This window comes from Micromonospora sp. PLK6-60 (assembly GCF_019890675.1).
GTDB lineage: Bacteria > Actinomycetota > Actinomycetes > Mycobacteriales > Micromonosporaceae > Micromonospora.
The window spans coordinates 161,032-184,696 of record NZ_JAIOAA010000010.1; the positions used below are offsets into that span (position 1 = coordinate 161,032).

A 23,665-nucleotide genomic window follows, 5' to 3' on the forward strand; every position below is an offset into this window, starting at 1 on the left:
GGGGGAGGGTGGCGTGATCGTACGGATGTGGGAGGCGCGGGCCGAGCCGTACGGCTTCGCCGACCTGATCAGCTGGGTGTGCGACACCGCGCTGCCCGATTTCGAGCACGACCCGCTGCACCTGTCCAGCGAGGTCTTCTCCGCCACCGACCACCGGGTGGTGGTGATCTCCAAGTGGCGGAGCAACCCGCGACCGCTGCCCGACCCGCCGGCGACGCTGCTCGCCCGGCCACCGCACTCCTGGGACTTCACCCAGGTCGACCGCTGACCGGGCGGGCCGGCGTCAACCGCGGCGCAGCATCCGGTAGGTGGCCAGTCCGGCGGTGCCCAGGGCGGCGAGGAAGACCAGCCAGACGACCGTGGTGCTGACCCCGGTCGACGGGCCGACGGGCGCGCCGGCCCGGGCGGCGGCCAGCAGCGAGTCGCTCTGCGCGGGCGGCAGCGCCGCCGGCGGGAGCTGCTGCCAGCGGACCAGGCCGGTGCTCTCCAGCATCGCCATGTGATCCCCGACGAACTTGTTCGCCTCGTCGGCGAGCTTGCGCACGATCGGGTCGCGGGTGCTGGCCCGGACCGCCCCGATCACCGGGAAGATCTTGCCGTGCGCGACCCGCAGCCGGGTCACGAAGATCTGGTCGAACTGGGTGCCCCGGGCCTCCTGCATCTCACCCAGCCACCCCTTCTGCTCGGCGGTCGGGTCGGTCGGCAGGGTGGTGCCCAGCTTGTTGGCGGCGTCCACCACCAGCTGGTCGAGGACGCCGTGCTGCCGGGAGATCTCCGCGCCGATCTCGCGGACCCTGGCCGAGCGGCCCTTCTCGGCCGCCATCTGCCCGGCCGGCATCTCCCAGAGCCCGGCCAGCCGTACGCCGTTGAGCAGGGTCATGTCGGCGGCGTTGAGCTGTGCCCCGGGGGCCGCCACCGCCGCGCCGGGCAGCGCGATCAGACCGGCCAGCACCGCCACGAGCAGGACGGCCGCCCGGCGGAGCCGGTGCCCGGGCCGACGACGTACGGAATCCAGCGGTGCCATCCTGCGGTGCCTCCTCCTGGCGGAACTGACCTGATCGACCCGGCGGCCACCGGCCACCCGTCGCCCACTGGTACGGCCCGATCTTCCGATCGGTTCACCGTCGCGCCCGCCTTCCTCATGCCAACAACTGCTTGCAAAGACTTCTTTGCAAAGTTATCTTTGGACACATGACGCCTCAGGAGATCCGGCCGGACGCGACCTCGCTGCGCGGGCTCGCCCACCCGCTGCGGGTGCGCATGCTCAACCTGCTCCGCGAGCAGGGCCCGGCCACCGCCACCCTGCTCGCCGTGCGGCTCGGCCAGTCCACCGGCGCGACCAGCTACCACCTGCGCCAGCTCGCTCAGTACGGGTTCGTCGAGGAGGAGCCCGGCCGGGCCACCGGCCGGGAACGCTGGTGGCGCGCGGCGCACCGCAACACCGTGCTGGAGGGGGACGTCGGGCAGGCCGCACCGGCCGAGACGGAGACCTACCTGCGGGCCGTGGCGGCGGCCTACGCCGAGCGGGTCGACCGCTGGCTGGGCGAGCTGCCGGCGCTGCCCCCCGAGTGGCGGGAAACCTTCACGCTCAGCAACTGGCGGCTGCGGCTCACCGCCGCCGAGGCGGCCGAACTGCACGGCCGGCTGTTCGCCCTGATGGAGAGCTACCGGCGCGACGACCCGGACGTCGCGGCCCCGGCCGACGCCGAGTCCGTGGTGGTGCAGGCCGAGGTGATGCCCTTCCTGCGCCCCGCCGAGGACCGCCCCGCCGAGGACCGCCCTGGCCAGGACCGCCCTGGCCAGGACCGCCCCGGCGACGACTCCGCCGAGGACCGTTCCGGCGAGGACCCCGCCGAAGGCGAGGGGCACGGCGCGGGGGCGGGCCGGTGAGCCGGCGGAGGGGCCCGCTGGTCGGCCTGCTCGCCGCCGAGCTGATCTCGCTGACCGGCACCCGGATGAGCATGGTGGCGCTGCCCTGGTTCACCCTGACCACCACCGGCAGCGCGGGCCGGGCCGGGCTTGTCGCGTTCGCCGAGATGCTGCCGTACGTGCTGGCCTGCGGGCTCGGCGGGCCGCTGCTGGACCGGGTCGGGCACCGGCGGGCGAGCGTGTCGGCCGACGTGGCCAGCGCGGGCGTGCTGGTGGCCGTGCCACTGCTGTACCACGCCGGGCGGCTCGACTTCGGCCTGCTGGTCGCGCTGATCGCGCTGGTGGGGTTGCTGCGCGGCTTCGGCGAGACGGCGAAACGGGTGATCTTCCCCGACGCGGTGGCGGCGTCCGGGATGGCGCTCACCCGGGCCACCGCCCTGCACGACGGGCTGGGCCGGCTCGCCACGCTGCTCGGGGCGCCGCTGGCCGGCGTACTCATCGCGGTGCTGGACGCCCCGACCGTGCTGGCGCTGGACGCGGTGAGCTTCCTGCTCGCCGGCCTGGTGTTGGCCACCCTGGTGCCGGCCGCCCGCCGGCCCGCCGCGGACCCGGCGGCCGTGCCGGCCGCGGGCTCGACGGCGGCGGCCGGGGTGCCGGCGGGCCGGTTCGTCGGCTACCTCGCCGCGTTGGCGGAGGGGGTGCGGTTCCTGGTGCGGGACCGGCTGGTCCGCGTGGTGACCGTGCTGCTCTTCGTGACCAACCTGGCCGACGCCGCCTACGGCGCGGTGCTCGCCCCGGTCTGGGCGCGGGAGGTGGTCGGCTCCCCGGCGGCGCTCGGCGTGCTCTCCGCGACGTTCGCGGTGGGCGCGGTGCTCGGCAACGTGGTCTTCACCGTGCTCGCCCCCCGGGTGCCGAGGTTCGCCACCTTCGCGGTGGGCTTCCTGCTCGGCGGGGCGCCCCGGTACGTGGCACTCGCCCTGGTGGACCGGCTCTGGGCGGTCTACCTGATCTCGTTCGTGGCCGGGCTCGGGCTGGCCGCGATCAACCCGATCCTGGGCGCACTGACGTACGAGCGGATCCCGGAGGCGCTGCGGGCCCGGGTGCTCGGGTTGGGGCACGCCATCTCCTGGGGCGGGATCCCGCTGGGCGGCCTGCTCGCCGGGCTGCTCACCGACAGCACCTCGCTGGTGGTGGCCGCCCTGGTGTTCGCCGGCGCCTACCTGGCGGTGACCCTGTGGCCGCTGCTCAGCCCGGCGTGGCGGCAACTGGACCGCCCCGGCGGCACCACCCCCGCCACCGACCCGCCGCCCGCCGACCTCCCCGCCGACCCGGTGCCGAGCACGAACCACCGGACAACCGCCGCTCGCTGACAGCTTGCCAGGCGTTGATCATGGAGTTGGCCGGGGAAAGTTCGACATTCCGCCCCCGCCAACTCCATGATCAACGCGGTCGCTGATCGGGGATGCCGCAGCGTGCCGGATGTTGGGCCGTCGTTGGTCGGGGATGGCCGCAGTGCGCCGCGAGCCGCGCCGCCGTGCCGCGCCAGGGGGGCGCAGGGTGGGCTGTCGGGAGCGATGGGTCGGCACTCAGAGGCGTCGGCACGTGGGGTCGGTGGGCGGGGGAGTGACGGGGGTTACTTCGCGGTAGGGTGGCGCGCCTATATTGCCGGATTGTTACGAAAGTGCTCCGCCCAAAAGTTGCAGTTCATGTTCCCGCCGCAATACGTTGCCGACGGCAACAAAAAACGTTGCCAGGCCTCGACCCCTCCGGAGGAGTCATGACGTTGGCGAGGTGGTGCGAACGATGAGCGACGTGCCCATCCTGTTGGAGATGCGTGGCATCACCAAGGAATTCCCCGGTGTCAAGGCTCTCTCCGACGTCAACCTGGTGGTGCGCACCGGAGAGATCCACGCGATCTGCGGTGAGAACGGCGCCGGCAAGTCCACCCTGATGAAGGTCCTCAGCGGGGTCTACCCGTACGGCTCGTACCAGGGGGAGATCCGCTACCAGGGCGCGGAGACCCGGTTCTCGGACATCCGGGCCAGCGAGCAGGCCGGGATCGTGATCATCCACCAGGAGCTCGCGCTCATCCCGAACATGTCGATCACCGAGAACATCTTCCTCGGTAACGAGCCGCGGCGGCGCGGCGCGATCGACTGGAAGGGCGCGAACCGGATGGCGCTGGACCTGATGGCCCGGGTCGGCCTCCAGGAGGACCCGGACACCCTGGTCAAGGACATCGGCGTCGGCAAGCAGCAGCTGGTGGAGATCGCCAAGGCGTTCGCCAAGGACGTCAAGCTGCTCATCCTGGACGAGCCGACCGCCGCCCTGAACGAGGCCGACTCCCAGCACCTGCTGGACCTGCTGCGCGGCTTCCGCTCGCGCGGCATCACCTCGATCATGATCTCGCACAAGCTCAACGAGATCGAGGCCATCGCCGACCAGATCACCATCCTGCGCGACGGCCGGACGGTGGAGACCCTCGACGTCAAGGCCGACGGCGTCGACGAGGACCGGATCGTGCGGGGCATGGTCGGCCGGGAGCTGAGCAGCCGGTTCCCGGACCACACGCCGAACATCGGCGAGGTCTTCTTCGAGGTCCGCGACTGGAACGTCCGGCACCCGATCTCCGCCGAGCGCCAGGTGTGCAAGAACGAGAGCTTCGTGGTCCGGCGCGGCGAGATCGTCGGCTTCGCCGGCCTGATGGGCGCCGGCCGCACCGAACTGGCGATGAGCGTCTTCGGCCGCTCCTACGGGGTGTACGAGTCCGGCACGATCATCAAGGACGGCAAGGAGATCGTGCTGAAGTCGGTGGCGGACGCGATCGCCCACGGGCTCGCGTACGTCAGCGAGGACCGCAAGGCGATCGGCCTCAACCTGCTCGACGACATCAAGGCGTCCACGGTGGCGGCCAAGCTGTCCAAGATCTCGCGGCACGGCGTGCTCGACGAGGTCGCCGAGTACAAGGCCGCCGAGGGCTACCGCCGGGAGTTGCGGACCAAGGCCCCGACGGTGGACGAGAGCGTCTCCAAGCTCTCCGGCGGCAACCAGCAGAAGGTCGTCCTGGCGAAGTGGATGTTCACCGACCCGGACCTGCTGATCCTCGACGAGCCGACCCGCGGCATCGACGTGGGCGCCAAGTACGAGATCTACGCCATCATCCAGCGGCTCGCCGACCAGGGGAAGGGCGTCGTCGTCATCTCCTCGGAGCTGCCCGAGCTGATCGGGCTCTGCGACCGCATCTACACCGTCTTCGAAGGCGCCATCACCGGCGAGATCGCCCGCAAGGACGCCGACCCGGAGACCCTCATGAAGCAGATGACCTCGACCAAGAGGATGCAGACAGCATGAGCCGCTACAAGGACCTGCAGAAGAACCTCTTCGGCGGCACCACGTCGAACGCCCGGCAGTTCGGGATGATCTTCACGCTGGTGGCGATCGTCGTCCTGTTCCAGATCCTGACGGACGGGTTGACGCTGCGGTCGGACAACCTGATCGCGCTGTTCCAGCAGAACTCGTACATCCTGATCCTGGCCATCGGCATGCTGATGGTGATCGTCGCCGGGCACATCGACCTGTCGGTCGGTTCGGTGGCGGCCTTCACCGGCATCCTGGTGGCCAAGGCGATGTTCGAGTGGTCACTGCCCTGGCCGCTGGCCATCCTCTTCGGGCTGGCGATCGGCGCGGCGATCGGCGCCTGGCAGGGCTTCTGGGTCGCCTACATCGGCGTCCCGGCGTTCATCGTGACGCTGGCCGGCATGCTGCTGTTCCGGGGCGGCAACCAGTTCATCGGCAACGCGAACACCATCCCCGTGCCGGAGGGCTTCCGGGTGATCGGCTCCGGGTTCCTGCCCGAGGTCGGGCCGAACACCGGCTACAACAACCTGACCCTGCTGCTCGGCCTGGCCGCCTGCGTGGCCGTGGTGTGGCGCGAGTTCCAGGCGCGGAAGACCCGCCACGCGATGGACGCCGATCCGGCCCCGATGTGGATCTCGGTGCTCCGGATGGCGGTCATGGTCGGCGTGATCGTCTTCGTCACGCTGCGCTTCGCCAGCGGCCGGGTCGGCACCAGCTTCCCGGTCTCCGGCATCATCCTGGTCGCGCTGATGCTGGCGTACTCCTTCTACACCCGCAACACGGCCGGCGGCCGGCACATCTACGCGGTCGGCGGCAACTCGCGGGCGGCGGAGCTGTCCGGCGTGAAGCTCAAGCGGGTCAACTTCTTCGTCATGATGAACATGTCGACCCTGGCCGCGCTGGCCGGCATGATCTTCGTGGCCCGCTCGGCGGCCTCCGGGCCGCAGGACGGCAACGGCTGGGAGCTGGACGCGATCGCCGCGGTCTTCATCGGCGGCGCGGCGGTCTCCGGCGGCATCGGGACCATCAGCGGTTCCATCGTCGGCGGTCTGGTCATGGCCGTGCTCAACAACGGCCTCCAGCTGCTCGGCGTCGGCACCGACCGCGTCCAGATCATCAAGGGACTGGTCCTGCTGCTGGCCGTCGCCCTCGACGTCTACAACAAGAGCCAGGGTCGCTTCTCCATCATCGGCAGCCTCACCCGCAACTTCCGCCGAGACCCACCCGGCTCGTCCCCGTCCCCGGCAGCGTCGACGGCGGACCGTGAGCCCGCCACGACGGCGCCCAGCTGAGGGGCACCGCCTCACCATCCCGTTCCACCTCTGCAGAAGGGCCTCACATCCTCATGCGTAACTTCCTCGCCAAGACGGTGGCCGTCGGTGCCATCGCCGCGCTGGCGCTGACCGGCTGTGGTTCCGGCCGGGACGGCGACTCGGGCAGCGGCTCGGGCGACTCGGCCAAGGGCTTCCCGGCCGACTCCCTGATCGGTGTCGCCCTGCCCGCCAAGACCTCGGAGAACTGGGTCCTGGCCGGTGACCTGTTCACCAACGGCCTGAAGGAGGCCGGCTTCAAGAGCGACGTGCAGTACGCCGGCGCGTCGACCACGGTCGCCGACCAGCAGGCGCAGATCACCGCCATGGTCACCAAGGGCGCCAAGGTCATCGTCATCGGCGCGACCGACGCCGCGCAGCTCTCCACCCAGGTCGCCGCGGCGCACCAGGCGGGCGCGAAGGTCATCGCCTACGACCGCCTGATCACCAACACGCCGGACCTGGACTACTACGTCGCCTTCGACAACTTCAAGGTCGGCCAGCTCCAGGCCCAGGCCCTGCTGGAGGGCATGAAGGCCAAGAAGCCGAACGGCCCGTACAACATCGAGCTCTTCTCCGGCTCGCCGGACGACAACAACGCCGGGGTGTTCTTCAACGGCGCGATGGACGTGCTCAAGCCGGAGATCGACAAGGGCAACGTGGTCGTCGCCTCGAAGCAGACCGAAGTCAAGCAGACCGCCATCCAGGGTTGGAAGGCCGAGGGTGCGCAGGCCCGCATGGACCAGCTGCTGACCTCGACGTACGGCAACAAGGAGCTGGACGGCGTCCTGTCCCCGAACGACACCCTCGCCCGGGCGATCATCACCTCGATCAAGGGCGCCGGCAAGCCGGTCCCGGTCGTCACCGGCCAGGACTCCGAGGTCGAGTCGGTCAAGTCGATCATGGCTGGCGAGCAGTACATGACGATCAACAAGGACACCCGCAACCTGGTCAAGGAGACCATCGCCATGGTCCAGGCGCTGCAGAAGGGTGAGACTCCGCAGGTGAACGACAAGGAGTCGTACAACAACGGCAGCAAGGTCGTCGAGACCTACCTGCTCCCGCCGGTCGCCGTCACCAAGGCCAACGCGGCCGAGGCGTACGCCAACGACCCGAAGCTCGCGCCGCTCACCAAGTGAGCTGACGGCGGGTCGACGACGCGAAGGGTCCCGGGGGGTGTCACTCCGGGACCCTTCGTCGTCACGGTGTCCGGTTCGACGAACGACCCGTAAGGAGGCCGACGCCGGTGGATCCCGAACACCCTGGGCTTCCCCGTCCCCGCCGCGCCTCGGAGCGGCTGCTCCCGTCGGCGGGTAACAGCCAGGAGGAGATCCGCCGGCAGAACCTCGGCGCCGTGCTGCGCCACGTCCACCTGCACGGCCCGACCTCCCGCGCCGAGCTGACCAGCCGGCTCGGGCTCAACCGCAGCACCATCGGCGCGCTCGCCGCCGACCTCGCCGCCATCGGCCTGGTCACCGAGGAGGTGCCGACCGGTGCCCGCCGCGCCGGCCGCCCCTCGCTGGTGGTCCGCCCCCGTTCCGAGCGGGTGTACGCGTACGCGCTGAGCATCGAGACCGACCGCCTCCGGGCGGCCCGGATCGGCCTCGGCGGCCGCATCCTGGACCTGCGCGAGGCGAGCCGCCCGCAGGCCACCCCGGCCGTCGAGGCCGTACGCCCGCTGGCCGGACTGGTCCGCGACATGGAGCGGCGGATCACCGCCGGCGGGCGGTGCGTGGGCGGCGCGGTCGCGGTCACCGACGCCGTCCGCGACGCCGACGGCACGGTCCGGCCCGGCGGCGCCGACGACCGGCTCGGCGCGGCCCTCGCCGCCGAGTTCGCCGTCTGCCAGGACTTCGTCACCGGGGACCTGGCCGACATCGCCGCCGTCGCCGAACACGTCCGGGGCGTGGCCACGGACAGCAGCCACCTCGTCTACCTGCACGGCGACGTCGGGGTCAGCGCCGGCCTCATCGTCGACGGCCGGTTGGTCGTCGGCCATCGCGGGCACAGCGGCAAGGTCGGCCACATGGTGGTCCGGCCGGACGGCCTGCCGTGCGGGTGCGGCTCGCGCGGCTGCTGGGAGACCGAGGTCGGCGAGGCGGCGCTGCTGCGGCACGCCGGCCGGACGGCCGACCGGCGGGACGCGGTACGCGAGATCCTGGCCGCGGCGGCCGACGACGAGCCGGTGGCCCGGGCCGCGGTCGACCGGGTCGCCGAGTGGCTCGGCTTCGGCGTGGCGAACCTGGTGAACGTCGTCGACCCGGATGTCGTCGTGTTCGGCGGGTCGCTGCGCGCCGTCTACATCCTCGGCGCGGACGCGGTCCGCCGCCGGCTCGGCGAGATGGCCCGGCCCGGGGTACGCGAGCACGTCCGGTTGCGGGCGGCGGCGCTGGACCGGGACGCCCCGCTGATCGGCGCGGCCGAACTCGCCTTCGAGCGGCTGCTGGCCGACCCGTTGGGCTCCCGGCCCGCCGGTTGGCGGGATGCCTGAAGTGAAAGGAGGGGGCCCTTATTAACAGACGTCTGTTAATAAGGGCCCCCTCCTTTCATCTCACGGACCGGCGGGTGACGTGCGGTCAGCCGGCGTCGAGCGGGTCGGCCAGCAGCCGGTCGAAGGCCAGCTCGGCCGCGCCGATCAGCGGAGCGTCCTCGCCCAGCTTCGGGGTGCGCAGCCGGACGTGCTCCAGGCAGGCGGGCAGGGCGTTGGCGTGCAGCCGGCTGCGGACCTGGGCCGCCGCGGCGAGGTAGAGGTCGCGCATGGTGCCACCGAAGATGACCATCTCCGGGTTGAAGATGTTTACCAGGTTCGCCACGCCGAAGCCGAGCCAGTCGCCGGCCTGGCGGACGGCGGTGGTGGCGCGGGCGTCGCCCCGGTCGGCGGCGTCGAAGACGGCGAGCAGCGCGTCCCGCCCCCGGGCCTCGGAACGCCCGGCGGCGCGGAGCAGCCCGTGCTCGCCGATCTCGGTCTCCCAGCAGCCCCGGCGGCCGCAGTCGCAGGGCGCACCGGCGCGGACCACCACCATGTGGCCGACCTCGCCGCTGTACCCGCCGTGGCCGGTCAGCCGCCGGCCGCCGGCGATGATGCCGGCCCCGACGCCCACGTCGCCGTAGAGATAGATGACGTTGTCGCAGCCGGCCGCGACGCCCCGGGCGTGCTCGGCGAAGGCCGCCACGTCGGCCACGTTGCCCACCGTGACCGATACGGCCAGGCCCAGCTCGTCGGCGAGCGCGGTGCCCAGCGGCTCGTCCACCCAGCCGGTGGTCGGGCCGAGCCGGACCAGGCCGTCGGCCTTGCGGACCATGCCGCAGACCGCCACCCCGGCGCCGATGCAGAGCGCGTCCGGCGGAGCGTACTGGTGCATCTCCTTGAGCGCCGCGGCCAGCAGCGGTGCGGTCTCCGCCGCGTCCAGGCCACGCGGCCGGTCCAGGTCCCGGCGGTCGAGCACCTCACCGCCGAGACCGACCCGCGCGGCCCGCAGCCGGTCCACCTCGATCGAGTACGCGTACGCGTAGACCCGCTCCGACGCGGGCCGGACGACCAGCGACGGGCGCCCGGCCCGGCCGGTCTCCCTCGGCGTCCCCTCGCTGACCAGACCGGCGCCGGCCAGGTCGGCGGTCAGCGCGCCGATGGTGCTGCGGTTGAGGCCGAGCGCGGTGGTGAGTTCCGCCCGCGTGGTGGCCCCGTGCACGTGGACGTACCGCAGCAGGGCGCCCAGGTTCTGCCGACGGATCTCCTCCTGGCTCGGTCCTGCGCGCATCGCTACTGGTACTCCGTGTTCCGTGGACGGCGTTCGCCGGTCAACGGGTGCCGGTCGCGGCGGCCCGCCGTCGCGAGATCGCGTCGACGCTCGCGGCGAGCAGCAGCACCACACCGGTGACGACGAACTTGCGACCCGAGCTGTAACCCATCAGACCCATGCCATTGTCGATCACGGCCACCACGGCGCCACCGAGCACCGCGTCCAGGACGCGGCCCTTGCCGCCGAAGAGGCTGGTGCCACCGATGACCGCCGCGCCGACGGCGTAGAGCAGTACGTTACTGCCACCGGTGTTCGGATCCACCGAGTTGGCCCGGCTAGCGGCCACGATGCCGCCGATGGCGGCCATGCCGGAGCAGATCACGAAGACCGAGATGCGGATCCGGTCGACGTTGATGCCGGCCCGGCGGGCCGCCTCGGTGTTGCCGCCGACGGCGTAGACGTGCCGGCCGTAGCTGGTCCGCTGCAGCACGAAGGTCCAGAAGACCAGCAGCACCGCGATGATCGGCACCACGATCGGCACGCCCTTGAGTGACGAGATCAGCACGTTGCGGCTGCGCTCCAGGTTGAGGATGTAGACGGCCAGCCCGAGGATGAGCGCCAGCCCGCCGATCCGGGCCAGCACCACGGCGAAGGGGTCGGTGAGCAGCCCGCGGGCGGAACGCTTGCGGTGCCGGAGCAGTTGCACGGCCGCGTAGCCGGCGACGGCGACGGCGGCGAGCGCCCAGCCGATCGCCGGTGACAGGTTGCGGTTGGCGATGGCCACCAGGGTGTCGTCGCGGATCGAGATGTTCGCGCCCTCGTCCATCAGCATCAGCACGATGCCCTGGAATGCGAGGAAGCCGGCGAGCGTGACGACGAAGGACGGGATGCCGATCTTCGCGACCAGCACGCCGAGCAGGGCGCCGATCGCGACACCGGTGGCGATGGCGGCGAGCACCGCCACGTACCAGGGGTAGCCGCGCACGGTGGCGACGTTGGCCAGGATGGCCGCGCAGACGCCGCTGGCGAAACCGGCGGAGAGGTCGATCTCGCCGAGCAGCAGGACGAAGACCAGGCCCATCGCGATCAGGGCCACCGCCGCGCCCTGGGTGAAGAGGTTGGCGAAGTTGCCGGCGGTGAGGAACGTCGGCTGCTGGATCGCGAAGAACGCGCAGAGCACGACGAGCCCGAGCACCGCCGGCAGCGCGCCGATGTCGCCGCCGCGTACCCGGCTGAGGTAGGTGCGGACGTGGCTGCCGACCGTCGGCTGCGGCGCGACCGCGGCCGGGCCGTCCTTCTTGACGAGTGTGGTGGTCATCGGACGGCTCCTGGGATTGTGTCGGCGGGCGCGGCGCCGGTGCCGTTGCCACCCGGTTCGGCGGGGAGGCCGAGGTTGCCCGAGCGGCCGGCGGTGATCAGCTCGACCACCTGCGAGTGGTTGATGTCGGCGGTCTTCACCTGGGCCACCATCTGGCCGAGGTAGAGCGCCGCGATCCGGTCGGAGACGGCGAAGACGTCGTTCATGTTGTGCGAGATCAGCACCACCGCGAGACCGTTGTCGGCCAGCCGGCGGACCAGTTCGAGCACCTGGGCGGTCTGCGCGACGCCGAGGGCGGCGGTCGGCTCGTCCAGGATGACCAGCTTGCTGTTCCAGAGCACCGCCTTGGCGATGGCCACCGTCTGGCGCTGGCCGCCGGAGAGGCTGGCCACGTGCTGGCGCAGCGACTTGACCGTACGGATGCTCAGCCCGGCCAACGTCTCGGCGGCCATCTGCTCCATGGTCGGCTCGTCGAGCACGATGCCGCTGCGCTTCTCCCGGCCGAGGAACATGTTCTGCACGATGTCGAGGTTGTCGCAGAGCGCGAGGTCCTGGTAGACGACCTCGATGCCCAGGGCGGCGGCGTCCCGGGGGCTGTTGATGCTGACCGGGCGGCCGTCGAAGAGGAACTCGCCGGCGTCGGTGGGATAGATGCCGCTGATGCACTTGACCAGGGTCGACTTGCCGGCGCCGTTGTCGCCGACCAGCGCGGTCACCTCGCCGGCGTGCGCGGAGAGGGCGACGTCACGCAGGACCTGGACGGGACCGAAGCTCTTGTCGATCCCGCGCAGTTCCAGCAGGGGGGTTGCGGACACGGGGGTCTCCTTCGGGCGGAGGGAAGATCTCGGGTCCCGTCCGGCGCGGGCGTCGCCCGGCACGGGGTGATCCGTGCCGGGCGACGCCACCTCACCAGCGGTACGAGGTTCGGCGAGGGTCAGCTGATGCCGGCGTCGGCGCAGAGCTTCGCATACGCCTCGGTGCACAGCTCTTCCTTGGTGACGTAGCCGTCGTCGATGACGTCCTTGACGTTGTCCTTGTAGATGGCCTTCGGCTCCAGGAGCACGGCCGGGACGTCGCGGTTGCCCTCCGGGTCCTTCACCGTCTGGCCGGTGTCCTTCTTCTCGCCCTTGGCGACGGCGATGGCCAGCTCGGCGGCGGCGTCGGCTTCCTTCTTGACCGCCTTGTAGACGGTCATGCACTGGTCGCCGGCGAGGATGTGCTGCAGGCCCTGCACGGTGGCGTCCTGACCGGTCACCGGGACCTTGCCGTTGAGCTTGTTCTTCTTCAGCACCGAGATGGCGGAGTTGCCGAGCGTGTCGTTCGCGGCGAGCACCCCGTCGATCTTGCCGCGGGCCTTGGTGAGCTGCTGCTCGAAGATCGTGGTCGCCTGGCCGCCGTCCCACTTCGGCACGGAGTCGTCCGCGACCTGGGTGTATTCCTTCGAGTCGAACTTCGGCTTGAGCACCGAGTCGTACCCGTTCTTGAACAGGGTCGCGTTGTTGTCGGTCGGTGCGCCGTTGAGGTAGGCGATCGCCGGGTTCTTGACCCCCTTGTCGGTCAGGCACTTGCTCAGGCCCTCGCCCTGGAGCCTGCCGACCGCCTCGTTGTCGAAGCTGACGTAGTACTGGGCCGAGCCGCCCAGGGTCAGCCGGTCGTAGTCGATGGTGGCCACACCCTGCGACTTGGCCCGGTCCAGCACGGCCTTGCCGGTGCCGGAGTCCAGGTTGACGATCATCAGCGCGGTCACGCCGCCGGTGATCATCTGGTCGGCGATGGTCTGGAAGGCGTTCTTGTCGTTCTCCGCGTTCTGGATGTCGGACTCCACGCCGGCGGCGTCGAAGGCCGCCTTCAGGAACTTGCGGTCCGCGTTCTCCCAGCGGGCGGAGGACTGGCTGTCCGGGAGGATCACGCCGATCTTCGGCTTCTTGTCGTTGCCGCCGCCGGCCGGTTCGTTGCCGCCGGAGTCGTCGCCGCAGGCGGCCATGCTGCCGGTGGCCAGCAGGCCCACGGCGGCGAAGGTGAGGAAGCCCTTGCGCATCTGCACGGGTCCTTTCGGGGGTGGGGGATAGCGGTTATTTGTTGTGCCCGGCAACGTATTTCCGGCCACACCATGCGCGCAAGAGCGATGTGGATGGAAGTTTGTTGGCGGCGGTAACAATTCAGCAACGCGATTGTCGCCCCGCCGTCACCCCGGGTGGAAGCGCTCCCGCCCGGCGCCGGAGCGCTCGCCCACGCGGGGTGGCTCAGGCGGTGGCGATCCGCGCGGTGACGGCGTCGGTCAATGCGAGCAGGTCCGCCGGCGCGAGCTGCAGTTGCAGGCCGCGGCGACCGGCCGAGACGTAGACGCTCGGCTGGTCGAGGGCCGACGCGTCGACCACCGTGGGCAGCCGCTTGCGCTGGCCCAGCGGGCTGATCCCGCCGCGCACGTAACCGGTGGCCCGCTCGGCCACCGCCCGCTCCGCCATCGCGGCCCGCTTGCCGCCGACGGCGGCGGCGAGCGCCTTGAGGTCCAGTTCCCCGGTGACCGGCACGACCGCCACGGTGAGCGCGCCGTCGACCTCGGCGACCAGCGACTTGAACACCTGCTCCGGGGGCACCCCGAGGGCCGCCGCGACCAGCGCGCCGTAGTTCGGCGCGTCCGGCGAGACCCGGTACGGATGGGTGCTGTGCCTGACCCCGCGCTTGGTCAGCAGTGCCGTCGCCGGAGTGCCCTGTCCCGCCATGCCCGACAAGCTAGCGCGGCTCCCGCCGACGCTCACCGGGTTTCCCGGGCGGGCGGCCGTGTCGTACAGTCCTCTAATAATGTAGCGATCGACACAGAATTGGGGGATCGACGTGGACCCACTCGCCGGCAAGGCCGTGCTGGTCACCGGAGGAAGCCGGGGCATCGGCGCCGCCGTGGCGGTGCGTCTCGCCCAGGACGGCGCGGACGTCGCGCTGACGTACCTGCGGGCCGAGGACCGGGCGCGGCAGGTCGTCCGGCAGATCACCGCGCTCGGGCGGCGCGCCGTCGCGGTGCCGGCCGACAGCGGCGACCCGGCGGCCCTCACCGCCGCCGTGGACCGGGTGGCCGCCGAGTACGGCCGCCTCGACATCCTGGTGAACAACGCGGGTGTCTTCCCGTACGGGCCGATCGAGGAGACGTCCGTCGAGGACGTGGACCGGGCCCTCGCCGTCCACGTGCGCGGGGTGTACGTAGCGGCGCAGGCCGCGCTCCGGCACATGGCGCACGGCGGGCGCATCGTCAACATCGGTAGCTGCTTCGTCGACCGGGTCCCCTACCCGGGCCTCAGCCTGTACGCGATGAGCAAGAGCGCCCTGGTCGGGCTCACCCGCGCACTGGCGCGCGACCTGGGCCCGCGCGGGATCACCGTCACGGTTGTGCACCCCGGCTCCACCGACACCGAGATGAACCCGGCCGACGGCGACGGCGCGGATGCCGAGCGGGGCTACATCGCACTCGGCCGCTACGCCGCACCCGACGAGATCGCCGCGACCGTCGCGCACCTCGCCGGCCCGGGCGGGCGGTACATCACCGGCGCCTCGATCGCCGTCGACGGCGGATTCGCGGCCTGAAGGAGGTAGTCATGGCCTGGATGTTGCTGCTCGTCGCCGGCCTGCTGGAGATCGTGTGGGCATTGGCGCTCAAGCACACCGACGGCTTCACCCGACTGTGGCCGAGCCTGCTCGCGGGCTCGACGGCGCTGCTCAGCTTCGTGTTGCTGTCGCTGGCCCTCAGGAGCCTGCCCGTCGGCACGGCGTACGCCGTGTGGGTCGGCATCGGCGCCGTCGGCGTGGCGCTGGCCGGTATCGTCGCCTTCGGCGAAAGTGCCACCCCACAGCGACTGGTCTTCATCGCGCTCGTCGGCATCGGCATCATCGGCCTGAAGACGTCCGGGGGCTAGCCGGGACAGGGATGGCGGGAAGCGGTGTCGGTGGGTAGGCGGGGTCGGCCTCGTGCCTTCGACCGGACCGTCGCGCTGCACCGGGCCATGGAGGTCTTCTGGCAGCGCGGGTACGAGGGCGCGAGCATGACCGACCTCACCACCGCGATGGGCATCGCCTCGCCCAGCCTCTACGCGGCCTTCGGCAGCAAGGAGAAGCTGTTCCGGGAAGCGGTGTCGCGGTACAACGAGGTGGAGGGGCGCGTCCCGCAGCAGGCGCTGCACGACTCGCCCACCGCCCGAGCAGGCGTCGCGGCGCTGTTGCGCCACCACGCGCGGGCCTACGTCGACCCGGCCCGGCCCACCGGCTGCCTGGTGGCGCTGGCCGCCACCACCATCAGCGCGGAGAACGAACCCGTCCGTCGCTTCCTCGCGGACTGCCGGCAGGCCGACGTCGCCGACCTCGCGCGCCGACTCGATCGCGGTGTCGAGGACGGCGACGTACCCGCCGGCACCGACACCGCGGCCGTGGCCGAGTTCTTCCACGCGGTGGCGCTCGGCATGGCCGTACGCGCCCGCGACGGCGCCTCGGACCGGACGTTGCGGGCCATCGCCGAGGCGGCGCTCGCCTCCTGGGACCAGGTGCTGGCCACGGCGCGCGGCTAGGGCTCGATCCACCGACCGTGGCTGCCGGTCACCGGCCGGCAGACCAGCGCGGTGGGCGCGCCGGCCACCCGGGTGAGCACCAGGGACGCCGCCAGAGCACCGGCCAGTCGCAGGTCCCGCCGGAGCTGGTCCGGCTCCAGCGCCGAGCCGCGCTTGAGGATCTCCACCCGGCCGACCCCCCGCTCGCGGAGCAGGGCGCGCAGCCGCTTCAGCGAGAACGGCAGCACGTCGATCACCTCCAGGCAGCGGCCGTACGGGGTCGGGGTGGCGGTGTCCGCGTACAGGTAGGCGATGCTCGGGTCGGCGAGCGTGGCGTCCAGGTCGGCGGCCAACTCGGCGACCAGGTGCGCGCGGACCACCGCCGGGTCCGGGTCGTACAGGAAGCGGCGGACGGGGCCGACCGGCGCCTCGGCGGTGCCCGGCCCGGTCAGCTGCTCGGCGCCGGGGTGATAACAGGGGGCCCCGCCTCTACCGAATGCGTTAACAGGGGGCCCCTCCTTGCACCGCAGCAGGGTGGCGCGGCGGGGGACCTCGGCGAGCGCGCCGCACCAGAGGGCCGCCTCGACCAGGTCGCCGTCCACGCTTACCCACTCGGCCTCGGCGCCGGCCGGGATCAGCGCGTGGTCGAGCCCGGGAGCCACCTTCACCACGGTCCGTGGCACCCGCTCAGCCAGCCCGGTGACGAAGTCCCACGGCGGGGAGTAGGAGTTCGGGTCGAAGATCCGCCGGCCGGTGCCCGCCCTGCGCCGCGCCGGGTCGCAGAACACCCCGTCCACCCGGGACACGTCGAAGGAGGTGGCGTCGCCGCACTCGACCGTGAACAGCTCGGCCAGCCCGGCGGCTTCGGCGTTGGCGGCGGCCATCGCGGCGGTGAGCGGGTCGGCCTCCACCCCGTACACCCGGATGCCGGCGCGGGCGGCGGCGAGCGCGTCCGCGCCCAGGCCACAGCCCAGGTCGGCCAGGGTGCGTACCCCGGCGGCCCGCAGCCGGGCGGCCCGCCGGTCGGCGACCACCCGGCGGGTGGCCTGCTCCAGCCCCGGGCGGGTGAGGAACATGCCGTCCGCCTCGGGTCCGAACTTGCCGACCGCGCGGCGGCGCAGCTCGGCCTGGGTCAGCGCGGCGGCGGCCAACCCGGGCGGCACGCCGGTGGAGCGGAGCGCGGCCGCCGCGGCCAGCGGGTCGCCGCCGGCCACCTCGGTCGCCGCGGCGAGCGCGGCCGACCCCTCGGGGGTACGCAGGGCGGCGAGCTGGTCCAGATCCACCCGGCCATTCTCCGGCCCGGTACGCGGGCGGGGTGACGGGGGCGACACGACGGCCCGGCGTTGGCACTCTCCTTGACGGAGTGCTAGCCGAGGAATAACCTGCGATTAGCACTCTCACCCTGAGGGTGCCAACGTCCGGGCCTCGCGCCCGGGGGTTGAACGCCAGGCGGACCGGCACCCGCGACGACGGCCCCGCCCGGTGGCATGTGGCAGATTGACGCTGGTCGGCGTGCCGACCAGCAACGAAACCAAGTACCCCAGGAGGGTATGCCCGTGACTACCGCGACCAAGGTTGCGATCAAGCCGCTCGAGGACCGCATCGTGGTCCAGGCGAACGAGGCCGAGACCACCACCGCCTCGGGCATCGTGATCCCCGACACCGCCAAGGAGAAGCCGCAGGAGGGCACCGTCCTCGCTGTCGGCCCGGGCCGGATCGACGACAAGGGCAACCGCGTGCCGATCGACGTCAAGGTCGGCGACACCGTCCTCTACTCGAAGTACGGCGGCACCGAGGTCAAGTACGCCGGCGAGGAGTACCTGGTGCTCTCCGCCCGCGACGTCCTCGCGGTCATCGAGAAGTAAGCAACCGATCAGTGACGCTGCCCCGGTCCGGCTCGCCGGGCCGGGGCAACGTCGCTTCGAAGGGATACTGATGGCGAAGATCCTGAGCTTCTCGGACGACGCCCGACACCTGCTGGAGCACGGTGTCAACGCCCTCGCGGACGCGGTCAAGGTCACTCTCGGCCCGCGCGGGCGCAACGTCGTCCTGGACAAGAAGTTCGGTGTGCCCACGATCACCAACGACGGCGTGACGATCGCCAAGGAGATCGAGCTCACCAACCCGTACGAGAACCTCGGCGCGCAGCTGGTCAAGGAGGTGGCGACCAAGACCAACGACGTCGCCGGCGACGGGACCACCACCGCCACCGTGCTGGCCCAGGCCATGGTCCGGGAGGGCCTGCGCAACGTGGCCGCCGGCGCGAACCCGACCGGCCTGAAGCGGGGCATCGACGCGGCGGCCACCAAGGTCTCCGAGGCGCTGCTCGGCAAGGCCGTGGACGTCTCCGGCAAGGAGTCGATCGCGCACGTCGCGACGATCTCCGCGCAGGACGCCACCATCGGCGAGCTGATCGCCGAGGCGATGGAGCGGGTCGGCCGCGACGGTGTGATCACCGTCGAGGAGGGCTCCGCGCTCAGCACCGAGCTGGTGGTGACCGAAGGTCTCCAGTTCGACAAGGGCTTCATCTCGCCGAACTTCGTCACCGACCTGGAGTCGCAGGAGTCGGTCCTGGAGGACCCGTACATCCTGATCACCACGCAGAAGATCTCGGCGATCGAGGAGCTGCTGCCGCTGCTGGAGAAGGTCCTCCAGAACAGCAAGCCGCTGCTGATCATCGCCGAGGACGTCGAGGGCCAGGCGCTGTCCACCCTGGTGGTCAACGCGCTGCGCAAGACCATCAAGGTCTGCGCGGTCAAGGCCCCGGGCTTCGGCGACCGGCGCAAGGCGATGCTCCAGGACATGGCGATCCAGACCGGCGCCGAGCTGGTCGCGCCGGAGCTGGGCTACAAGCTCGACCAGGTCGGCCTGGAGGTGCTCGGCACCGCCCGGCGGGTCGTGGTCGACAAGGAGAACACCACAATCGTCGACGGTGGCGGGCAGTCCGCCGAGGTCGCCGACCGGGTCGCGCAGATCCGCAAGGAGATCGAGGCCTCGGACTCGGAGTGGGACCGGGAGAAGCTGGCCGAGCGGCTGGCGAAGCTCTCCGGTGGCGTCGCGGTCATCCAGGCGGGCGCGGCCACCGAGGTCGAGATGAAGGAGCGCAAGCACCGCATCGAGGACGCCATCGCCGCGACCAAGGCCGCGGTCGAGGAGGGTACGGTCCCGGGCGGCGGCGCCGCCCTGGCCCAGATCCTGCCGGTGCTCGACGACGACCTCGGCTTCACCGGTGACGAGAAGGTCGGCGTCTCGATCGTGCGCAAGGCGCTGGTCGAGCCGCTGCGCTGGATCGCGCAGAACGCCGGCCACGACGGCTACGTCGTGGTGCAGAAGGTCGCCGGCCAGGAGTGGGGCAACGGCCTCGACGCCGCCGCCGGCCAGTACGTCGACCTGGTCAAGTCCGGCATCATCGACCCGGTGAAGGTGACCCGCAACGCGGTCACCAACGCCGCGTCGATCGCCGGTCTGCTGCTCACCACCGAGAGCCTGGTGGTCGAGAAGCCCGCCGAGCCGGAGCCGGCCGCCGCCGGTGGGCACGGCCACGGCCACGGGCACAGCCACCAGCACGGCCCGGGCTTCTGACCCGAGCCGTACGCCGGTCAGGGCGCACCGCCATGAGGCGGTGCGCCCTGCCGCATCTCCGGGGCCGGATTACGGAACGCTGACGTGGTTGGCGGACCGGGCACCGGGGCGACGACACTGGACGCCATGAGTCCTCTTCCGCGCCGGGACGCCGCGCTGGCCGGGGTCGCCGCCGCGGCGGTGGCGATCGGCGCCGCCGAGCCGGTGGCGGTCCTCACCGGCCCCCGGTCCGCGCCGCTGATCGCGGTCGGCGGGCTGGTCGTCGACGTCGTCCCCGAGCCGCTCAAGCAGTTCGCCATCGGTCTCTTCGGCCGGTACGACAAGATCGCGCTGCTGGCCGGCACGGTGCTGCTGCTGGCCGCGTTCGCCGCGCTGCTGGGGGTGCTGGCCGCCCGACGGCTGTGGATCGGGCTGGCCGGCATCGCGGCCTTCGCCGCCCTCGGGGTGGCCGCCGCGCTGACCCGGCCCGGCGCCGACCCGTTCGACGCCCTGCCGTCCCTGATCGGGGCGGGCCTCGGCGCCGGCACGCTCTGGCTGCTGCTGGCCGGCCCGCTGCGACCGGACCTCTGGCCGTGGACGCCCCCCGAGCCGCCCGCATCGACCGTCCCATCCGCCGCGCCGACCGGGCGAGCCGCGCCGATCGCGCCATCCGGGCCATCCGCGCCGGCCGCGCCACCCGAGCCGGCCGCGCCACCCGCGCCAGCCGCGCCACCCGCGCCAGCCGAGCCACCCGAGCGAGCCGCGCCGGCCGGGCAGCCCGAACCGGCCGTGCCCCAGCCGGCCACGCCGGGTGCGTCAGGGGCCGAGTCCGCCGGTCGTGCGCCGGCCCGGGTGGAGGTCGACCCGGACGGGCGGCGGCGGTTCCTGGCCGGGGTGGGTTGGCTGACCGGCTCGGCCGTGGCGGTCGGCCTCGGCGGGCACTGGCTGGCCGGGCTGCGCGGGGTGTCCTCGGCCCGGCGGGCGGTGACCCTGCCGGCCCCGGCCTCGCCCGCGCCCCCGGTGCCGGCGGGCGCGGACCTGTCGCTGACCCAGCTCGCTCCCTGGAGCACGCCGAACAGCGGGTTCTACCGGATCGACACCGCGCTGGTGGTGCCGCAGGTGGACCCGGACACCTGGCGGCTGCGGATCCACGGCCGGGTGCGCAACCCGATCGAGCTGAGCTTCGCCGACCTGCTCGCCCGCCCGCTGGTCGAGCGGTACGTCACGCTGGCCTGCGTCTCCAACGAGGTGGGCGGCGACCTGATCGGCAACGCGCGCTGGCTGGGCGTACCGATCAAGGAGCTGCTGGACGAGGCGCAGCCGGAGGAGGGCGCCGACCAGGTGGTGGGCCGGTCGGTCGACGGTTGGACCTGCGGCACCCCGACCGCGGTGCTGCGCGACGGGCGGGACGCGCTGCTCGCGGTGGGTATGAACGGCGAGCCGCTGCCGGTGGAGCACGGCTTCCCGGTGCGGATGGTGGTGCCGGGGCTCTACGGGTACGTCTCGGCGTGCAAGTGGGTGACCGAGCTGGAGCTGACCAGCTTCGCGGACTTCGACGCGTACTGGGTGCCGCGGGGCTGGTCGGCGCAGGGGCCGATCAAGACGCAGTCGCGGATCGACACCCCCCGGCGGGGCAACCGGGTCACCGCCGGCCCGGTCACCGTCGCCGGGGTGGCGTGGGCCCAGCACCGGGGCGTCCGCCGGGTCGAGGTACGCGTCGACGACGGCCCCTGGCAGGAGGCGACCCTCGCCCCGACCGCCTCGGTGGACACCTGGGTGCAGTGGTCCTGGCGGTGGTCGGCCACCCCCGGCGACCACACCCTCCAGGTCCGGGCCACCGACGCCGCCGGCGACACCCAGACCGGCCAGCGCCGCCCGGTCGCCCCCGACGGCGCCACCGGCTGGCACACCGTGCCGGTCACCGTCCGCTGACCGGCGAGCCCCGGAGGTAGGCGAGCACGGCCAGCACCCGGCGGTTGGTGTCGTCGCTGGGCAGCAGGCCGAGCTTGGTCAGGATGTTGCCGACGTGCTTGCCCACGGCCGCCTCGGTGACGTGCAGGTGCGCGGCGATGGCCTGGTTGGACCGGCCCTCGGCGACCAGGGCCAGCACCTCGCGCTCGCGCGGGGACAGCGCGGCGAGCGGGTCGCGGGGGCGGCGCAGCAACCGGCGTACCACGTCGGGATCGATGACGGTGCCGCCGCCGGCCACCGAGCGGAGCGTGGTGAGGAAGTCGGCGACGTCGGCCACCCGGTCCTTGAGCAGGTAGCCGACCCGCCGGCCGTCCCCGCTGTCGAGCAGCGCGGCGGCCCACTCGGTCCGGACGTGTTGGCTGAGCACCACGACCGCGAGGTCCGGCCGTTCGGTCCGCAGGGTGAGGGCCGCCCGCAGGCCGTCGTCGCGCCGGGCCGGCGGCATCCGGATGTCGGTGACCACCAGGTCCGGCTCGTGGGACCGGACGGCGTCCAGCAGTTCCGGCGCCGAGCCGACGGCCGCGACGACCTCGAAGTCGAACCGGGTCAGCAGCCCGGCGAGGCCCTCCCGCAGGAGGACCTCGTCCTCGGCGAGGACGATCCGGGTCAGGGGCGGCACGGCAGCTCCACCCGCACCAGCGTAGGGCCGCCGGGCGGACTGGCCAGCAACAGCCGGCCGTCGATCGCGGCGGCCCGGTCGGCGAGCCCGGTCAGGCCGCTGCCCCGGGCCGGGTCGGCGCCACCGTGGCCGTCGTCGGCGATCTCGACCACGAGACCGCCGCCGGAGCAGGTGAGCCGGACGTCCGCGCGGGTCGCGCCAGCATGCCGGGCGACGTTCGCCAGGCACTCCGCGACGACGAGGTAGGCGGTGGTCTCGACGACGTGGGGCAGGGGGTGGGGGAGGTCCGCGCGTACGGTCACCGGGAGGCTCGCCTCCTCGGCCAGTTCCCGTACGGCGCCGGCCAGGCCGAGGTCGGTGAGACCCTGCGGACGGATGCCGTGCACCACCTGCCGCAGCAGGGACATCAGGGACCTGGCCTGGTCGTGTGCCACGGCGAGGGGTCGGGCCGCCGCCGATTCGGCGGGTACGTCCAGTCGGGCGAGCCCGAGGTGCAGGGTGAGGTTGGTAAGCCGGGGCTGGACCGCGTCGTGCAGGTCCCGCTCGATCCGTCGGCGTTCGGCCTCGTACGCGTTGACCAGGCGGGCCCGGGAGCGGGAGACCTCGCGCAACGCGGTGGCGTCGGCGGGCCGGCCGAGCAGCCGGCGGGCCAGCGCGGCCTGGCCGGCGGCGAGCCCGCCGAGGCCGTACCAGAGCACGGGCAGCAGCAGCGCCGCGAGCACGGCGAAGGGGACGGCCTCGGTGGGTGTCTCGACGGTCGCCCAGAGCAGGACGATCGGGTCGCTCCCGTCGGCGAGCCAGGGGCCGGCGACCACCAGCAGGTCGACGAGCACCAGCAGGGCGACCAACCAGTACGCCAGCGGCACGACGGCGCCCAGCAGGAAGGCGTAGCCGACCTCCCGCCACGCCGCGCCGGTGCTGAACCGGGCCGCCCAGCCCCGCCGGTCGGGCGGTGGCAGCGGGCGGTCGTCCACGAGCCGCAGCCGCCGCCGCTCGACCGCCGCGACGGCCAGGCCGACCAGCGGCGCCGTCGCCAGGACGAAGACGACGGCGACGGTCAGGACCGCCACCAGCGCGACGGGCACCGCCTCGCCCCGCCGCACCCGGTTGACGACGGCGAGGAGGGGCGCTCCGGCGAGGGCCAGCCCGGCGGCGAGCACCCCGGCGATCGGCACCGTCGTCAGCAGGTAGACCAGCGCCCGCCACGGCCACCGGCCGAGCAGGTAACGGCGGCGCGGCAGGGCGGCGGCCAGATGGGTGGGTGGGGGTGGACTCATGTCGCCGACGCTATTCGGGACGCCGGCGCCGGCCCAGCCGCCTGGGGCCACCGTGGTGGTGGGTCCAGCCCTACCCGGATCGTCGGTCCGGGCCCCGTGCGCCGGGCCGGCGGG

22 protein-coding genes are annotated in these 23,665 nt (G+C 72.6%); 13 read left to right on the forward strand and 9 right to left on the reverse strand.

The features are described 5' to 3' along the window. Window positions 1-13: 13 nt before the first annotated feature. Window positions 14-268 carry a hypothetical protein gene (locus K7640_RS19985; protein ID WP_222956376.1) on the forward strand — a complete coding sequence of 85 codons (255 nt, stop codon included), beginning with the start codon at window positions 14-16 and terminating at the stop codon, window positions 266-268. Between the two features lie 15 nt (window positions 269-283). Here K7640_RS19985 and K7640_RS19990 read toward each other — a convergent pair whose 3' ends face one another. Further along, on the reverse strand, window positions 284-1,024 hold the full coding sequence (locus K7640_RS19990; protein WP_222956377.1) for a DUF4142 domain-containing protein: 741 nt from the start codon (window positions 1,022-1,024) through the stop codon (window positions 284-286). A 167-nt stretch (window positions 1,025-1,191) separates the two neighbouring features. Between K7640_RS19990 and K7640_RS19995 the strand changes: the two genes are divergently transcribed. From K7640_RS19995 to K7640_RS20020, 6 genes are all read left to right on the forward strand, one after another. After that, window positions 1,192-1,890 carry a helix-turn-helix transcriptional regulator gene (locus K7640_RS19995; protein WP_222956378.1) on the forward strand — a complete coding sequence of 233 codons (699 nt, stop codon included), beginning with the start codon at window positions 1,192-1,194 and terminating at the stop codon, window positions 1,888-1,890. Next, window positions 1,887-3,239 carry an MFS transporter gene (locus K7640_RS20000; RefSeq protein ID WP_222956379.1) on the forward strand — a complete coding sequence of 451 codons (1,353 nt, stop codon included), beginning with the start codon at window positions 1,887-1,889 and terminating at the stop codon, window positions 3,237-3,239. The genes K7640_RS19995 and K7640_RS20000 overlap by 4 nt, the downstream gene beginning before the upstream one ends. A gap of 433 nt (window positions 3,240-3,672) precedes the next feature. Beyond that, on the forward strand, window positions 3,673-5,220 hold the full coding sequence (mmsA, locus tag K7640_RS20005; RefSeq protein WP_222956380.1) for a multiple monosaccharide ABC transporter ATP-binding protein: 1,548 nt from the start codon (window positions 3,673-3,675) through the stop codon (window positions 5,218-5,220). After that, window positions 5,217-6,518, forward strand: a complete 1,302-nt coding sequence (mmsB, locus tag K7640_RS20010; protein WP_255609504.1) for a multiple monosaccharide ABC transporter permease — start codon at window positions 5,217-5,219, stop codon at window positions 6,516-6,518. The genes mmsA and mmsB overlap by 4 nt, the downstream gene beginning before the upstream one ends. Window positions 6,519-6,571: 53 nt before the next feature. Beyond that, window positions 6,572-7,675, forward strand: coding sequence for a sugar-binding protein (locus K7640_RS20015; RefSeq protein ID WP_222956381.1), 1,104 nt, complete (start codon window positions 6,572-6,574; stop codon window positions 7,673-7,675). Between the two features lie 107 nt (window positions 7,676-7,782). Next, window positions 7,783-9,027, forward strand: a complete 1,245-nt coding sequence (locus K7640_RS20020) for an ROK family protein (protein WP_374198106.1) — start codon at window positions 7,783-7,785, stop codon at window positions 9,025-9,027. A gap of 85 nt (window positions 9,028-9,112) precedes the next feature. Here the strand turns inward: K7640_RS20020 and K7640_RS20025 are convergent, their stop codons facing one another. The 5 genes from K7640_RS20025 to ybaK all read right to left on the reverse strand — a co-directional run bounded on the left by K7640_RS20025 (window position 9,113) and on the right by ybaK (window position 14,317). Beyond that, window positions 9,113-10,294 carry an ROK family protein gene (locus K7640_RS20025; RefSeq protein ID WP_222956382.1) on the reverse strand — a complete coding sequence of 394 codons (1,182 nt, stop codon included), beginning with the start codon at window positions 10,292-10,294 and terminating at the stop codon, window positions 9,113-9,115. 40 nt (window positions 10,295-10,334) lie between these two features. Then, a complete protein-coding gene (locus K7640_RS20030) occupies window positions 10,335-11,594 on the reverse strand; it encodes a sugar ABC transporter permease (protein WP_222956383.1) in 1,260 nt (419 codons plus the stop codon). Beyond that, window positions 11,591-12,409 (reverse strand): ATP-binding cassette domain-containing protein, encoded by an 819-nt coding sequence (locus tag K7640_RS20035; protein WP_222956384.1) that lies wholly within the window; start codon window positions 12,407-12,409, stop codon window positions 11,591-11,593. Before K7640_RS20035 ends, K7640_RS20030 begins: the two co-directional genes overlap by 4 nt. 119 nt (window positions 12,410-12,528) lie before the next feature. Then, entirely contained in the window at window positions 12,529-13,632 is a 1,104-nt protein-coding gene (locus K7640_RS20040) for a sugar ABC transporter substrate-binding protein (RefSeq protein ID WP_222956385.1), read from the reverse strand. Between the two features lie 205 nt (window positions 13,633-13,837). After that, complete coding sequence (ybaK, locus tag K7640_RS20045; RefSeq protein ID WP_222956386.1) at window positions 13,838-14,317, reverse strand: Cys-tRNA(Pro) deacylase; 480 nt, start codon at window positions 14,315-14,317, stop codon at window positions 13,838-13,840. 112 nt (window positions 14,318-14,429) lie between these two features. Here ybaK and K7640_RS20050 point away from each other — a divergent pair, with 112 nt between their 5' ends. Genes K7640_RS20050 through K7640_RS20060 form a run of 3 tightly spaced genes read left to right on the forward strand, consistent with a single transcriptional unit; the run spans window position 14,430 to window position 16,144 of the window. Further along, the gene (locus tag K7640_RS20050) at window positions 14,430-15,170 is read left to right on the forward strand and encodes an SDR family NAD(P)-dependent oxidoreductase (RefSeq protein WP_222956387.1); all 741 of its coding nucleotides are present in this window, start codon (window positions 14,430-14,432) and stop codon (window positions 15,168-15,170) included. A gap of 11 nt (window positions 15,171-15,181) precedes the next feature. Continuing rightward, window positions 15,182-15,499: a quaternary ammonium compound efflux SMR transporter SugE gene (gene sugE / locus K7640_RS20055; protein ID WP_222956388.1), complete on the forward strand. Its 318-nt coding sequence runs from the start codon at window positions 15,182-15,184 to the stop codon at window positions 15,497-15,499. A 30-nt stretch (window positions 15,500-15,529) separates the two neighbouring features. Then, complete coding sequence (locus K7640_RS20060; RefSeq protein WP_222956389.1) at window positions 15,530-16,144, forward strand: TetR/AcrR family transcriptional regulator; 615 nt, start codon at window positions 15,530-15,532, stop codon at window positions 16,142-16,144. On the opposite strand, the gene K7640_RS20065 is transcribed toward K7640_RS20060, so the two are convergent. Beyond that, window positions 16,141-17,406, reverse strand: coding sequence for a methyltransferase domain-containing protein (locus tag K7640_RS20065; protein WP_222956390.1), 1,266 nt, complete (start codon window positions 17,404-17,406; stop codon window positions 16,141-16,143). The two genes, K7640_RS20060 and K7640_RS20065, sit on opposite strands and share 4 nt — an antisense overlap. A 267-nt stretch (window positions 17,407-17,673) precedes the next feature. Here K7640_RS20065 and groES point away from each other — a divergent pair, with 267 nt between their 5' ends. From groES to K7640_RS31020, 3 genes are all read left to right on the forward strand, one after another. Further along, window positions 17,674-17,988 carry a co-chaperone GroES gene (gene groES / locus K7640_RS20070; RefSeq protein ID WP_018222648.1) on the forward strand — a complete coding sequence of 105 codons (315 nt, stop codon included), beginning with the start codon at window positions 17,674-17,676 and terminating at the stop codon, window positions 17,986-17,988. A gap of 70 nt (window positions 17,989-18,058) precedes the next feature. Then, the gene (groL, locus tag K7640_RS20075) at window positions 18,059-19,705 is read left to right on the forward strand and encodes a chaperonin GroEL (protein WP_222956391.1); all 1,647 of its coding nucleotides are present in this window, start codon (window positions 18,059-18,061) and stop codon (window positions 19,703-19,705) included. Window positions 19,706-19,831: 126 nt separating this feature from the next. Next, a complete protein-coding gene (locus tag K7640_RS31020) occupies window positions 19,832-21,616 on the forward strand; it encodes a molybdopterin-dependent oxidoreductase (protein WP_222956392.1) in 1,785 nt (594 codons plus the stop codon). Here the strand turns inward: K7640_RS31020 and K7640_RS20085 are convergent. Further along, window positions 21,603-22,274 (reverse strand): response regulator transcription factor, encoded by a 672-nt coding sequence (locus K7640_RS20085; protein WP_222956393.1) that lies wholly within the window; start codon window positions 22,272-22,274, stop codon window positions 21,603-21,605. The genes K7640_RS31020 and K7640_RS20085 overlap by 14 nt on opposite strands. Then, window positions 22,262-23,551, reverse strand: a complete 1,290-nt coding sequence (locus tag K7640_RS20090) for a sensor histidine kinase (protein WP_222956394.1) — start codon at window positions 23,549-23,551, stop codon at window positions 22,262-22,264. Before K7640_RS20090 ends, K7640_RS20085 begins: the two co-directional genes overlap by 13 nt. Between the last annotated feature and the right edge of the window lie 114 nt (window positions 23,552-23,665).